Annotated in this window: 14 protein-coding genes; 5 read left to right on the top strand and 9 right to left on the bottom strand. The window is 61.0% G+C overall.

Annotated features, from left to right (window positions below; all coding sequences use genetic code 11):
- Positions 1–34 precede the first annotated feature (34 nt).
- From ACN0VH_RS18230 to def (ACN0VH_RS18205), 6 genes are read right to left on the bottom strand one after another with little or no spacing between them, the layout of a single operon-like run.
- Positions 35–271 carry a GlsB/YeaQ/YmgE family stress response membrane protein gene (locus tag ACN0VH_RS18230; RefSeq protein ID WP_278924131.1) on the bottom strand — a complete coding sequence of 79 codons (237 nt, stop codon included), beginning with the start codon at positions 269–271 and terminating at the stop codon, positions 35–37.
- 12 nt (positions 272–283) lie between these two features.
- Positions 284–520 (bottom strand): hypothetical protein, encoded by a 237-nt coding sequence (locus ACN0VH_RS18225; protein WP_278924130.1) that lies wholly within the window; start codon positions 518–520, stop codon positions 284–286.
- Positions 521–533: 13 nt separating this feature from the next.
- Positions 534–1,454 (bottom strand): methionyl-tRNA formyltransferase, encoded by a 921-nt coding sequence (gene fmt, locus ACN0VH_RS18220; protein WP_278924129.1) that lies wholly within the window; start codon positions 1,452–1,454, stop codon positions 534–536.
- 18 nt (positions 1,455–1,472) lie between these two features.
- A complete protein-coding gene (gene def, locus ACN0VH_RS18215; RefSeq protein ID WP_278924128.1) occupies positions 1,473–1,970 on the bottom strand; it encodes a peptide deformylase in 498 nt (165 codons plus the stop codon).
- Positions 1,967–2,473, bottom strand: a complete 507-nt coding sequence (gene def, locus ACN0VH_RS18210) for a peptide deformylase (RefSeq protein ID WP_417701746.1) — start codon at positions 2,471–2,473, stop codon at positions 1,967–1,969. Before def (ACN0VH_RS18210) ends, def (ACN0VH_RS18215) begins: the two co-directional genes overlap by 4 nt.
- A gap of 5 nt (positions 2,474–2,478) precedes the next feature.
- Entirely contained in the window at positions 2,479–2,997 is a 519-nt protein-coding gene (gene def, locus ACN0VH_RS18205) for a peptide deformylase (RefSeq protein ID WP_278924126.1), read from the bottom strand.
- Positions 2,998–3,167: 170 nt separating this feature from the next.
- On the opposite strand from def (ACN0VH_RS18205), the gene ACN0VH_RS18200 reads away from it, so the two are divergent.
- Positions 3,168–4,340 (top strand): MalY/PatB family protein, encoded by a 1,173-nt coding sequence (locus ACN0VH_RS18200; protein ID WP_278924125.1) that lies wholly within the window; start codon positions 3,168–3,170, stop codon positions 4,338–4,340.
- A gap of 101 nt (positions 4,341–4,441) precedes the next feature.
- Here ACN0VH_RS18200 and ACN0VH_RS18195 read toward each other — a convergent pair whose 3' ends face one another.
- Positions 4,442–4,813: a hypothetical protein gene (locus ACN0VH_RS18195; RefSeq protein WP_278924124.1), complete on the bottom strand. Its 372-nt coding sequence runs from the start codon at positions 4,811–4,813 to the stop codon at positions 4,442–4,444.
- Between the two features lie 275 nt (positions 4,814–5,088).
- Here ACN0VH_RS18195 and ACN0VH_RS18190 point away from each other — a divergent pair, with 275 nt between their 5' ends.
- The 4 genes from ACN0VH_RS18190 (at position 5,089) to ACN0VH_RS18175 (ending at position 9,282) form a co-directional block, all read left to right on the top strand.
- Positions 5,089–6,063: a glutathione S-transferase family protein gene (locus ACN0VH_RS18190; protein WP_278924123.1), complete on the top strand. Its 975-nt coding sequence runs from the start codon at positions 5,089–5,091 to the stop codon at positions 6,061–6,063.
- 126 nt (positions 6,064–6,189) lie between these two features.
- A complete protein-coding gene (locus ACN0VH_RS18185) occupies positions 6,190–7,164 on the top strand; it encodes a threonine-phosphate decarboxylase (RefSeq protein WP_417701743.1) in 975 nt (324 codons plus the stop codon).
- A complete protein-coding gene (cbiB, locus tag ACN0VH_RS18180) occupies positions 7,161–8,072 on the top strand; it encodes an adenosylcobinamide-phosphate synthase CbiB (protein ID WP_417701742.1) in 912 nt (303 codons plus the stop codon). Before ACN0VH_RS18185 ends, cbiB begins: the two co-directional genes overlap by 4 nt.
- A 40-nt stretch (positions 8,073–8,112) precedes the next feature.
- On the top strand, positions 8,113–9,282 hold the full coding sequence (locus ACN0VH_RS18175) for a lytic murein transglycosylase (protein WP_278924120.1): 1,170 nt from the start codon (positions 8,113–8,115) through the stop codon (positions 9,280–9,282).
- Positions 9,283–9,393: 111 nt separating this feature from the next.
- On the opposite strand, the gene ACN0VH_RS18170 is transcribed toward ACN0VH_RS18175, so the two are convergent.
- On the bottom strand, positions 9,394–9,864 hold the full coding sequence (locus tag ACN0VH_RS18170) for a YbjN domain-containing protein (protein ID WP_417701740.1): 471 nt from the start codon (positions 9,862–9,864) through the stop codon (positions 9,394–9,396).
- A 161-nt stretch (positions 9,865–10,025) separates the two neighbouring features.
- A complete protein-coding gene (locus tag ACN0VH_RS18165) occupies positions 10,026–13,481 on the bottom strand; it encodes a chromosome segregation SMC family protein (RefSeq protein WP_417701738.1) in 3,456 nt (1,151 codons plus the stop codon).
- Positions 13,482–13,605: the final 124 nt, after the last annotated feature.

Raw genomic sequence — 13,605 nt, 5'->3', positions numbered from 1 at the left:
AGCCCGGTTGGGCAGATCACGTCAGCCCGTGCTGCTAGCGTTTGACATAGACTTGCCAAAGCCAGATCAGCACCAGCGCCCCAAGAACCGCGCCCACCAGCCCGGCCATCATCCCCATCACCGACAGCAGCATCCGCAAAACCAGCCCGCCAATCAATGCACCCGCGATGCCAATCACCACAGTGGAGATGATATCCAGCTCAAGCCCCATGATCCGCGTTGCCAGAAAGCCTGCCGCAGCGCCAATGATGATCAGAAAGATAATAGCCATGAAAGCTCTCCCTCAGCGGCGCCAGTGGAACGGCACTATGATCAGCGCACCGATAGAGGACAGGATGGCGTTCACCCCCGGCGATACAAAGCCAAGGCCGAACATGATCCGCATGAAATAAAACAGAAAGGCTCCGCCGATACAGATGATGATCGACGCCAGATAGCCATTCTGAGTAAAGCCGCTTTTCTCGGCAATATAGCCGGTGATCCCGGCGATCACCATGGTTCCCGTCAGGGCTAAAAACATCGCCACGCTCTCCTTATAGCTGACGACCACTTTCCAGCGGAAAGCCCAGCACAAATATGTCGCGATCCTGCGCGCCTTTACCGGCCCGTTGCAACCGCAAAAGCTCAATCGCGCCAGCACCGTCGCCCGTGCCACAGGCAATGGTCAGGCGATCACCATCCAGCACCTGCCCCGGCTGGCCAGTTCCGCTCGCCAAACGCGAGGCCAGCAACTTGACCCGCTGACCATCAATTTCCACCCAGGCACCGGGAAAAGGCGACAGCCCGCGGATCTTGCGGTCGACCTCCTCGGCGGGCTGTGTCCAGTCGATCTGCGCTTCGGCCTTGTCGATCTTGGCGGCATAGGTCACGCCCTCATCGGGTTGCACCTGCGGCGACAGCCCATCGAGATGGCCAAGCGCGGTGACAATCAGCGAGGCACCCATGTCTGACAGGCGGTCGTGCAGCTGGCTGGTGGTTTCTTCTGCACCAATGGGGGTGCCTTCGCGCAGCAGCACCGGGCCGGTATCCAGACCTGCCTCCATCTGCATGATGCAGACGCCGGTTTCCTCATCCCCTGCCATGATCGCGCGATGAATGGGGGCTGCGCCGCGCCACCGCGGCAGCAGGCTGGCATGAATATTCAGACAGCCGCGTTTCGGCGCATCCAATACCGCCTGCGGCAGGATCAGCCCGTAGGCTACAACCACTGCAACATCCGCCTGCAAGGCCGCAAAGGCCTCTTGTTCGGCCGCGCCCTTCAGCGATACCGGATGGCGCACCTCAAAACCCAGTTCAAGCGCGCGGGCATGCACCGGGGTCGGCCGATCCTTCTTGCCGCGCCCTGCGGGGCGCGGGGGCTGGCAATAGACGGCGGCGATGTCATGTCCCGCTGCAACCAGCGCGTCCAATACCGGCACCGAAAAATCCGGCGTTCCCATAAAGATGATGCGCATGGAGCTGCTCCCTGGCTTTTAGCCGTTCAATTTCCTGGATTTCTTTATCAGCATGTCACGCTTCACCTTGCTGAGGTGATCAAAATACAGCTTGCCGTTCAAGTGGTCGATCTGATGCTGTACGCTGGTGGCCTCGATGCCGACAAAATCGCGTTCCGTCATCGCGCCGGTTTCATCCATGTAGCGCACGGTGACGGCACGCGGGCGTTTAATCTTGGCCGAGACACCAGGCAGATTGGGGCTGGCTTCTTCGTGTTCGCGCAACTGAGTGGAGGCATGCAACACCTCGGGATTGGCCATCCGCACAGCGCGGCCACGCTCCTTGGAGCCATCAACCACCGCAAGGCGCAGCATCACCCCGATCTGATTGGCACCAAGTCCAACACCGGGCATCGCCTCCATCGTGTCGATCATATCCTGCCAGATCTGGCAGATTTCATCGGTGATTTCATCAACCGGGGCAGCCGCAGTCCGCAGGCGTTTGTCGGGCCAGGGCAGGCAAATACGTGCGGTCATGCAGAACTCTCCAGAGTGCGGCGATAGGTGCCTTCGGCCTCGGCGCGGGCGGCAGGGCCCAGCCGGTCAAAGGTGACAAGCCCATCAAGGTGGTCATATTCATGCTGAATACAGCGGGCGGCAAAGCCATCAAAGCGTCCCTGCTGCCAGGCGCGTCCAGCGTCCTGCCAGCGCAGTGTCACGGTGGTGGGGCGCTGCACTGCCACAAGAACGCCTGGTATGGACAGGCAGCCTTCTTCACCCGGCTGCTGGGCCTCGCCAAAAGACAGGATTTCGGGATTGATCATCACCAGCGGCGTCGGCGCGCCCTCTTTCCAGCTGACATCCATCACGAACAGCCGTTTCAACACCCCGACCTGCGGCGCAGCCAGGCCGCGCCCCGGCGCGTCATACATGGTATCAAACATATCCGCGATCAGCGCTGTCAGATCCTCATCGCCCACCGCAGCGCAGTGGGTCGACAGGCCGGGATCGGGCCACTGAACGATCGGCAAGAGCGCCATCCCCGTCAGTCCCGCGCCATTTCGCGCTTCAGCTTTTGCATCTTGCGCGTGATCATCTGCCGCTTCAACGGTTTCAGGTAGTCGATGAACAGCTTGCCTTGCAGATGGTCGATTTCATGCTGGACACAGGTGGCCCAAAGCCCATCAAAAGTCTCGCGCTGCACCTTTCCGTTCCGGTCCACCCACTGCACCTCGACCTCTTTGGGGCGGGTCACTTCGGCATATTGGTCCGGGATCGACAGGCAGCCTTCGTCATAGACGTTTGTCTCGTCCGAGGCGGCGATGACTTCAGGGTTGAACATCACCAGAGGCTTGGCCGCGACACCCTCGGCCTTTTCGCAATCCAGCACGATCAGGCGATCCAGAACCCCGATCTGCGGCGCAGCCAGGCCAATGCCGGGGGCCGCATACATGGTTTCCAGCATGTCATCGGCCAGCAGACGCAGTTTATCCGAAAGATCCGACACCGGGGCGCAGACCTTTTTCAAACGGGGATCAGGATGGATCAGGATCGAATGTTTCATGGGGGTGATTTAGGCCATTGCCCCCATCACTGCAACGGCTAGGCACCGCAGATCCCTGCCCGCCGCCCAAAAAGTACCGCAGGCGCCATGCCATCGCGGACTGAAAGCACGGATACGCTTGCACATGGCGCGTTTGCCGCTAGCTTCGCTGAAAACAACCGGAGGATCTCATGGATTTTGACAGCATCATTGACCGTCGCGGCACCTATTGCGCCAAATGGGACTACATGGAGAGCCTCTATGGCGTCTCTCCTGATGATGGGCTGGCGATGTGGGTCGCGGATATGGATTTTGCCGTGCCACCCATGGTCACAGACAAGATGCGCGAAATGGCCGATCACGGGATCTATGGCTATGTCAACTGTGACACCCCCTACAAGGATGCGATTTGCTGGTGGATGCAAAACCGTCATGGCTGGACTGTCGAGCCAGAGGCGATCTTTACCACCACCGGCCTGGTGAACGGCGTTGGCATGTGCCTGGATACCTTCACCCAGCCAGGCGACGGCATCGTTCTGTTCACGCCTGTCTATCACGCCTTTGCCAAGGTCATTAACAATGCCGGCCGCGAAGTGGTCGAATGCCAGATGATCAATGAAAACGGCCGCTATGAAATGGATATGGCAGCCTATGACGCCCAGATGACCGGCAAGGAAAAGATGGTCATCCTCTGTTCACCGCATAACCCCGGCGGCCGCGTCTGGACCCAGGAAGAGTTGCAGGCGGTGGCGGATTTTGCCAAACGCCATGACCTGATCCTGCTGTCGGATGAAATCCACCACGATCTGGTGTTTGATGGCGCGACACATATCCCGATGCAGAACGCGGTCCCCGAGATCACTGACCGGTTGCTGATGCTGACCGCTCCGTCCAAGACCTTTAACTTTGCCGGGCTGCACACCGGGCAGGTGATCATCCCCGACCCCGATCTGCGGGAAAAATTTCAGCGCCGCATGCTGGCGCTGGCGCTGGCGCCAAATTCAGCCGGACAGCTGGCCACCGCGGCGGTCTATTCGCCCGAAGGTGCCAAATGGGCGGATGAGCTGGTCGCCTATATCGATGGCAACCGTCAGGTCTTTGATGCCGCCATCGCGGAAATTCCCGGCCTCAGCACGATGAAGCTGCAGGCGACATATCTGTCATGGGTTGATTTTTCCGGCACCGGGATGAGCCGGGAAGAATTCACAAAACGGGTTGAACAGGGGGCCGGCATTGCTGCCAACCATGGCACCACCTTTGGCACCGGCGGCGAAACCTTCCTGCGCTTCAACATGGGCACCCAGCGCAGCCGCGTGATCGAGGCAGGCGAACGTCTGGCGCGGGCCTTTTCAGACCTGCAGTGAAACATCCAAAGACCCGCTAAACAAAAGACCCGCAGCCATCCGACTGCGGGTCTTTTTTCATTCTGGCCTAGGCCTGTGCAGCACAGATGAACGCGCTGTCGTTATCCAAGGCGGCTTTCGGCGCCCTCATTGCCCAGCAGACCCACCGGCGCATCCGGGGCGCGGTAGAAATCCAGCGGGGCGCTGGCCGCTGCTGCGGTGGAACGCTTAAACTCATAGCGCATTTCACCGCCCTCGGCCTCGGAGGCGACGATCAGGCACTGCGACACATGGCGCGCGCCATCATAAATATCGACCAGCCCACGCAGCTGCGGCACAAATGCCTCTTCGACAGAAAAGCCATTCTTCCAGGTGCGCAGCACCGGAAAATAGCCACCATCGACAGCCACCCGCAGGCGGCTTTTCTTTTTCAGGCCCGAAACGCGCGCAGCATCCAGCGCCTCTTGTACAGCTTTTGGCACATAGGTGGTCATGGCAGTGGCCCTTTTTGCAAGTGAACGAGCGATGGAGAATCGCATCCGGGTCGGCTGTGTCTTTCCCTTCTGAGGGTGACTTGAAAATGGATAAAATCAAGTGAACATTTTGAGACAACCGCGCCGTCTGCCTGCAACACCCAGGTGTGATGTGCGCCGATGCAGAGCCCCTGCGCGACCACAAGCCTAGGCCTGAACGCCAGCTGCGCCTATCTGTGATGCAACGACGATACACCGACGGGCTGGCCCGCCCGCAGTTGAGGAGAGATGCGCCCATGGGACTTTTGATTGACGGGATCTGGAAAGATCAGTGGTATGATACCAAATCAACCGGCGGTGCCTTTGAGCGTTCCAAATCGCAGTTTCGCAATTGGATCACGCCGGATGGCAGCGCTGGTCCCAGCGGCAAGGATGGCTTTCAGGCCGAAAGCGGACGCTATCATCTTTATGTCTCGCTGGCCTGCCCCTGGGCCCATCGCACCCTGATTTTTCGCGCCCTGAAAGGACTGGAAGATCATATCTCGGTCTCGGTTGTGCATCCTGACATGCTGGGCGACGGCTGGACCTTTGAGCGCGACGACCATGGTGCCACCGGCGATCATCTGTTTCAGTCCGACTATGCGCATCAGATCTATACACGTGCCGATCCCAAATACTCCGGCCGCGTCACCGTCCCGATACTCTGGGACAAGCAACGCGGCACCATCGTGTCAAACGAAAGCGCCGAGATCATTCGCATGTTCAATTCGGCCTTTGATGACATCACCGGCAACACCCGTGATTTTTGGCCGGAAGAGCTGCGCGAGCCAATCGAGGCGGTCAATACGCGGGTCTATGACACGGTGAATAATGGCGTCTACAGATGTGGATTTGCCACCAGCCAAGAGGCCTATGACGCCGCCGTGGGGCCGTTGTTTGACTCGCTTGACTGGCTGGAAGATCTGCTGTCGCAGCATCGCTATCTGATGGGCACAGAACTGACCGAAGCAGACTGGCGCCTGTTCACCACGCTGCTGCGGTTTGATCCAGTCTATCACCTGCATTTCAAATGCAACAAGAAGCGGATCATCGACTATCCCAATCTCTGGGCCTATTGCCGCGAACTGTTTCAGATTCCTGGTGTTGCCGACACCGTGGGCATGGACCATATCGTGCGCCACTATCACTACAGCCATGACACCATAAACCCCTACCGCATCATTCCGGTGAACCCGGATATCGACTGGATGGCCCCACATAATCGCGGCTAACCCCTGCCCGGCCCCACCCCAGAACGGCCCGGCAGAGCTGGCTTGCCTTATGCTCTGGCCTGTTTCATACCCGCATGGCACACTCGCGATATGCGGTGGGGTTGATAGCAGGTCGGAGCCTTTTCCATGTCGGCAAAAACGTCTGAAGCCAGGATAGAAACCGGCGCCACCCAGCGCGACCATGGCGGCAACCTGAGCGCCGCCATCACCCGATATGGCGGGGCGCGCGCCACTTGGATTGATCTCTCGACCGGGATCAATCCCACCCCCTATACGCTACCGTTTTTCACTGACACAGATTGGACCGCCCTGCCGGACAGTGCCGCCAATGAGGCGCTGCAACAGGCCGCGCGACAATTCTGGTCGGTGCCCGACGGGGCTGCGGTTCTGCCTGCGCCCGGTGCTTCGGCGCTGATTGCCCTGTTGCCCGGCCTTGTCCCTGCGGCTCAGGTCAGGATCGAAACGCCCACCTATAACGAACATGCTGCGGCCTTCGCGCATCATGGCTGGTCCATTTCCGCTGCGGCAGCAACCGCCGCACAGGTGGCCGTGCATCCCAACAACCCCGACGGCCGTCTGTGGCGCGCGGCGGAACTGGATGCGCCATTCACCATCATCGACGAGAGTTTCTGCGACATCTGCCCCGATCAGAGCCTGATCCATATGGCCGCGCGCCCTGGTGTGGTCGTGCTGAAAAGCTTTGGAAAATTTTGGGGCCTTGCCGGGATGCGGCTGGGATTTGCCATTGGCGATCCGGCCTTAATCCAGGCGCTGGCGCATATTCAGGGGCCCTGGGCCGTCTCTGGCCCGGCGCTCAAGACCGGGATCAAAGCCCTGCAGGATCATCACTGGGCCAGCCAGACCCGCCAGAGCCTTGCCCGCGACGCGATACGCCTGGATCAACTGGCAACCAAGCGGGGCGCCCGACTGGTCGGCGGCACCGATTTGTTTCGCCTCTATGAGGTGGACGAGGCCGCCGCCTGGCAGGACCGTCTGGCCAAGGCTCATATCTGGAGCCGCACCTTCCCCTACTCTGAAACCTATATCCGTCTTGGCCTGCCACCCGCGTCCGGCTGGGATCGGCTGGAGGCCGCGCTATGAACACCGCCGAAATGCTGCTGCTGGCGCTCTTGCTCGATGCCCTGCTGGGAGAGCCAGGCTGGCTCTGGTCGCGGGTGCCACACCCGGCGGTCTTGATGGGCAAATGCGTCACCTGGCTGGACACCCGGCTGAACGCTGGAACGGCCAAGCGCGCCAAAGGGATGCTGGCCGCCGGCAGCCTGCTTGGGCTGGGCTTGACCCTCGGCTGGCTCCTGTCGCTGTTTGGCCCATTTGTCGAAGTGCTGATTGCCGCCATCCTTTTGGCGCAGCGTTCGCTGGTACAACACCTGCACGCCGTGGCCGAAGGGCTGTCGCAATCGCTGGCCAAAGGCCGCGCGGCAGTGGCGATGATCGTCAGCCGCGACACCGAAACCATGACAGGACCACAGGTTGCGCGTTCCGCCATCGAGAGCGGCGCGGAAAACATGTCGGATGGGGTGGTCGCCCCGGCCTTTTGGTTCCTGCTGGCCGGTCTACCGGGATTGCTGGCCTATAAGATGATCAACACAGGCGACAGCATGATCGGGTATCGCAATGCCCGATACCGCGATTTTGGCTGGGCCACAGCGCGGCTGGATGATCTGGTCAACCTGCTGCCCGCGCGGCTAACGGCAGTGCTGATGGCCACGGTCGGCGGTTGCCTGCGTGACTGGCCTGCCATTGGCCAGGATGCAGCCCGGCACCGCTCGCCCAATGCCGGCTGGCCCGAAGCTGCCATGGCGCGCGCGCTCGGGCTCTCTCTGGCCGGGCCGCGATCTTACGATGGCGAAATGCACAACTTTGCCTGGGTCAATGCGGCTGGCACCAAGAGCATAACCGGACCCGCCATCCGGCGCTGCTGCGATGTTCTTTGGCAGACCTGGGCCCTGGGGCTGGGGCTTCTGGTTGCTTTTACCGTCATCTTTTAGCACATACGTTGCTTTAGAGCTTCATCAAGGACCGCCCGACATGCGCATTTTGCCCCTCGCCCTTGCCGCCCTGCTGATGCCCTCTGTGGCCCTCGCCCAATGTGGCGGCAGCTTCTCCGGCTTTGTGGCGTCCCTGAAACAAGAGGCCCTGACCGCAGGCTATGATCGCACCACGGTCAACGGTTTTTTCAAAGGCGCGCGTCAGGATCCAAAGGTGCTCAGGGCGGACCGCGCCCAGGGGGTGTTTCAAAAACCCTTCATCGACTTTTCGCGCCACCTGATTTCACAAAACCGTATCGACCGTGGGCGTTCCATGGCGCAGAAATACGACAGCACCTTTCGCCGGATCGAGGCCACCTATGGCATCAATCGCGGTGTTTTGCTGGCCTTTTGGGCGTTTGAAACCGACTACGGTGCCTTTCAGGGGGATTTCAACACCCGCGATGCGCTGATGACCCTGGCGCATGATTGCCGCCGCCCCGCGTTGTTCCGCCCGCAGATCTTTGCCGCGCTGGAACTGTACAAGAGGGGCAATTTTGATCCCGCCAGAACCACCGGCGCCTGGGCGGGCGAAATTGGCATGGTACAGATGCTGCCGCAGGATATTCTCGACAACGGGGTTGATGCCGATGGCGACGGCCATGTCAGCCTCAAGACCTCGGCGCCGGATGCGCTGATGTCCGGTGCCAAGATGCTGTCGCATCTGGGCTGGCAGCCGGGACAACCCTGGCTGCAAGAGGTCACCCTGCCGCGCGATCTGGATCTGGCACAAACAGGCACCGAAACAAAGCTGTCAGTCCGGGACTGGCAGCGCCAGGGCCTGCGCGCCAAAGAGGGGTCTTTGGCCTCTGGCAATATGATGGCCTCTCTGCTTTTGCCGCAGGGCCACCGGGGGCCGGCCTTTCTCGCCTACCCCAACTTTGACGTCTATTTTGAGTGGAACCAAAGCTTTACCTATGTTTTGACCGCCGCATACTTTGCCAACCGCCTAGAGGGCGCTTCGATCTATAACGCGGGCAAACCCGATCAGGGGCTGTCTAGCGCGCAGATGAAGCAACTGCAGGAGCGGTTGCAAAACCTGGGCCATGACGTGGGCAAGGTTGATGGCATCCTTGGCGCCAAAACACGCGCCGCCGTGCAAAACGAACAGCAACGCCTGGGCCTGCCCGCCGATGCCTGGCCAACACCGGCGCTGCTGAAACGGCTCTAGCTCCGGCAGAGCGGCACAACAGAAAAGGGGCATGATGGATATCATGCCCCCAGCCAACCAGACAAAACACCAGAACAGTCCAGCCGCCTTCAGGCCTGGCGGCTGCTGGCTTTAGTTGAAGTCGATAGCTGCTTCAAAATCGCTCATGTGGCGCGACCACAGGCCTACAGTGGTGGCAAAATCATCGGCGCTGATGCCCGCATCGCCCATATAGACATCCATTTCCAGCTTGGTGGACCCATCATCCGCCACATAGGCCCGCACCCAGCGCTTTTCAGCGTTGAATTCATTCACTGTTTTCAGCCGCACACCACCATTGCTGGCATAGCCAGAATAAAACTGAATGGAATCACAGTTGGTGCTATCGGAGCAACCATAATAAAAAATCGTGAACTCACTACCATAATGGGTGACGTTCAGCTGCGGGTCGCCAACATTGTCAGTCAACAGCTCGACATCAGCACCTTCACTCAGAAAGAAAGATTGCAGGCTGCTGGCCGATTTGGCTGTCACATTTTCAGCATGGGCAGCGAATGGGGTGGCTGCCAGTGCGGCAACTGCAAAAAATTTGGTCAGGTTCATAATGTCCTCCGATTGGTATTGTTCTTGTCATGGGCGCGAGCGACCTCGCCTCTGGTTATAAAACCATCACCCTGCGGGGCAAGGGGGCCGTTTGGCCCTGTTTTCCCCCAAGACCACAACGCGATGCCGACGCCAGCTATCAAAGCTTGCGCGGGTTTCACCTAGGCCACAAGGGCTTCGGCCTTTTTCAGATCAACAGAGACCAGCTGACTAACGCCTTTTTCCTGCATCGTGACGCCAAACAGCCGATCCATCCGCGCCATAGTCACCGCATGGTGGGTAATGATCAGAAAACGGGTTTCAGTCTGGCGGCACATTTCATCCAAGAGATCGCAGAACCGTGTCACATTGGCATCGTCCAGCGGCGCGTCCACCTCGTCGAGCACACAGATCGGCGCCGGGTTGGACAGGAACACCGCAAAGATCAGCGCCATGGCCGTCAGCGTCTGCTCGCCGCCGGACAACAGCGACAGGGTCGACAGCTTCTTGCCCGGTGGCTGGCACATGATTTCCAGCCCCGCGTCCAAGGGATCATCGCTTTCCACCATCACCAGATTGGCCTCGCCGCCGCCAAACAGATGGGTAAAGAGATTGGCAAAGCTGGCGTTCACCTCTTCAAAAGCGGTCAGCAACCGTTCGCGCCCCTCGCGGTTGAGGCTGGCAATACCGCTGCGCAGGGTTTTGATCGCCTCTTCCAGATCCAATTTTTCCGAGACCAACTCATCATGTTCGGTCTGAATTTCGCGGGCGTCTTCCTCGGCGCGCAGGTTCACCGCGCCAAGGGCATCGCGCTGCCGTTTGTGCCGGTTCACTTCCGCCTCCAACTCCTCGGCGTCAGGCATCTGGTCGGGGCTGACCTCTAGCTGCTCCAACAGGGTCTGAGGGCTGCAATTCTGCACTTCGCTGATCCGTTCAGCCGCATGGGTCACGGTTTCACGCGCCGCCTCACACAGGGCTTCAGAGCGCGCCCGCGCCTCGCGCGCTTCCGAGGCGAGCCGCTCTGCTTCGCGTTCGATCTGCACCTTTTCACGCAGGCTGTTTTCTGCGGCAACCAGCGCCTCCGAGGCCGTGGTCTTGCGCGCCTCTGCATCCTCAATGGCCTCGCTCAGCTCCTCGCGCTTTTCAGCGAGTTCAGCAGGGACGGCATGGGCTTCTTCCAGCTCTTCCTGCGAGGCCTCGCGCCGTTCCGCCAGTTCAGCGATACGCCGTTCGGCAGTCTCCAGACGGTGGCGCCAGCCGGACAGTTCCTTTGTCACCTGCTGGGCGCGTTTGATGCGCGCCTCGCCGTCGCGGCGCAGCTCATCATGGGATGACCGGTGGGTGAGCATGGTAATACGCGCCGCCTCGACCGCCTGTTTGACGTCTTCAACCCCGGCACGGGCAGCGTCCAGATCCCCCAGATCGGCTTGGGCCGTCTGGGCCTGCGACAACTGCAACGCCGCATTCATCGCATCCTCGCCGTGGCGCGTCACCGCAATGCCCAGGGTTTCCAGCTTGCCTTCCGCCAGGTTGCGCTCTGCCTCGGCCCGGCTGAGCGCGCGCGCCGCATCCGCCACCCGCTGATCCGCCACCCGCCGGGCCTGGCGGGCGTTTTGATCGGCTTGGGTCACCTCTTCCAAGCGACGCATCAGCGTTTCATGCGCGGCACGGGTGCCATCAGCCTTGGCGCTGACCCGCTCCAGCTCTTGCTTTAGGGATTCCAGCCGGTTCAGCTGTTCCAACCGCAGCGCCGCCGCGCTGGGGGCATCCTCGGCCCAGGCGCGGTAGCCATCCCAGCGCCAGATATCGCCCTCCAGGGTGACCAGCCGCTGCCCCGGCTGCAGATCTGCCTGCAGGTTGCGCGCGGTGTCACTGTCGACAAGGCCAATCTGGCCAATACGACGCGCCAGAGCGTCAGGCCCTGAGACATATTTCGCCAGCGGATCCACCCCATCCGGCAGGGGCACATCGCGGTCATAGCTCGGCAGGGTCAGCCACCCTGTCGGACCATCCGCCGCAGCCAAAGGCGCGCGCAGATCATCCGCCAGCGCCGCCCCCAGCGCCTTTTCATAGCCTGGAGATACGCTCAGCTCATCCAGGATCTGGCCGCTTTCGGCGGTGTCGCGTTCCAGCAATTTGGCCAGGGCGGTGACTTCAGCACGGATCGCGCCCAGCTCGCCCTCGGCCTCGGATCGCTGCGCCCGGGCGGCGGATTCCAGCGCCTGGGTATCGGTGCGCGCCTCATCTGCCGCCGCCAGCGTCTCTTCGGCCAGTTCAGCCGCCTCGCGCGCCTCTTCCTCGGTGGCGAGAGCCGCCTCAAAGCCTTCGCCTGCCAGCTCCAGCGCCTCGGCGGCGTGATCCTGGGCCTCTTGCGCTGCGGCGCCTTCGTTTTCAGCCCGGGTCAAAGTGCGCTGGCAGTCCTCGACCAGACGCTGCGCCGACTGATAGCGAGCCGCGAGCCGCGCCACATCTTCGTTCAGCTGCGTCAAGTGATCTTCACGCGATTCAAGAATCTGGGCCGCCTCGCGCGCCAGATCGGCCGCCTCTTGCAGGCGGGCCTCATGGCCCTCGCTTGCCTTCGCCAGTTCTCTTTGTTCCCAGTCGAGCCGTTCAATCGTGTCGCCAGCATCGCGGTTCAGCCCGCCTTCGCGGTCGATATCATTGCCCAGCTGCTGGATACGACTGACGAGCCGTTCAATCGCTTGGCGCGCTTGGGATTCCTGGTCACCAAGCGAATCGCGCTGCACCACCAGCCGCTGCAGCACCGCTGCGGCAATCGCCTGTTCTTCGCGCAGGGCAGGCAGCCCTTCTTCGGCCTCGGCCCGATTGGCAGATGCCGCGCGCGACAGCGCCTCGCCCTTGGCCGCCTGGGTAACGCGCAGGGTCAGGTCCTGTTCCGCGCTCAGCCGGGCATCATCTGCCTCGCGCCAGCGGCGGTACAGCAACATCCCCTCGGCCAGGCGCAATTTTTCGCCGATGTCACGATAGCGTTGCGCTTGTCGGGCCTGACGGGCCAGCTGCCCCAGCTGCCCCGCCAGCTGTTCGATCACATCATCCACACGCAAGAGGTTCTGCTCGGTATTCTTCAGCTTCAGCTCCGCCTCATGGCGGCGCTGATACAACCCCGAAATCCCTGCCGCTTCTTCCAGAATGCGCCGCCGCGCCTTGGGTTTGGCGTTGATCAGTTCAGAAATCTGCCCCTGACGCACCAGCGCCGGCGAATGCGCCCCGGTCGAGGCATCGGCAAAGAGCATCTGCACATCGCGCGCGCGCACATCGGTGCCATTGGATTTATAGGCGCTGCCCGCATCTCGGGTGATCCGGCGCACAATCTCTAGCTGATCTGCATCGTTAAACCCCGACGGGGCCAGCCGATCCGAGTTATCAATCAGCAGGTTCACTTCGGCAAAGTTGCGGGCCGAACGCGAGGTGGTGCCGGCAAAGATCACATCCTCCATGCCGCCGCCGCGCATTGCCTTGGCGCGGGTTTCCCCCATCACCCAGCGCAGGGCCTCCAACAGGTTGGACTTGCCACAGCCATTCGGACCGACCACGCCTGTCAGCCCGTCGCCGATAATCAAATCGGTCGGATCAACAAAGCTCTTGAAGCCAGTAAGCCTGAGTTTGGAAAAGCGCAAAGCCGCCCCTGAGTGATTCTGTGTTTGTCTGACTCGAGCAGCTTCGTGACTGTTATGTCAATGTAAACAGGCAGCAAGAGCCGCCTCATCCCACCCCTGGCGGCGTCAGATCGTGGAAACAGTG

The organism is Pseudophaeobacter sp. (genome assembly GCF_048267565.1).
Taxonomy (GTDB): Bacteria; Pseudomonadota; Alphaproteobacteria; order Rhodobacterales; family Rhodobacteraceae; genus Pseudophaeobacter; species Pseudophaeobacter profundi.
Note: the sequence above shows the minus strand (reverse complement) of the source record. Positions and strands in the feature narration are given on the sequence as shown.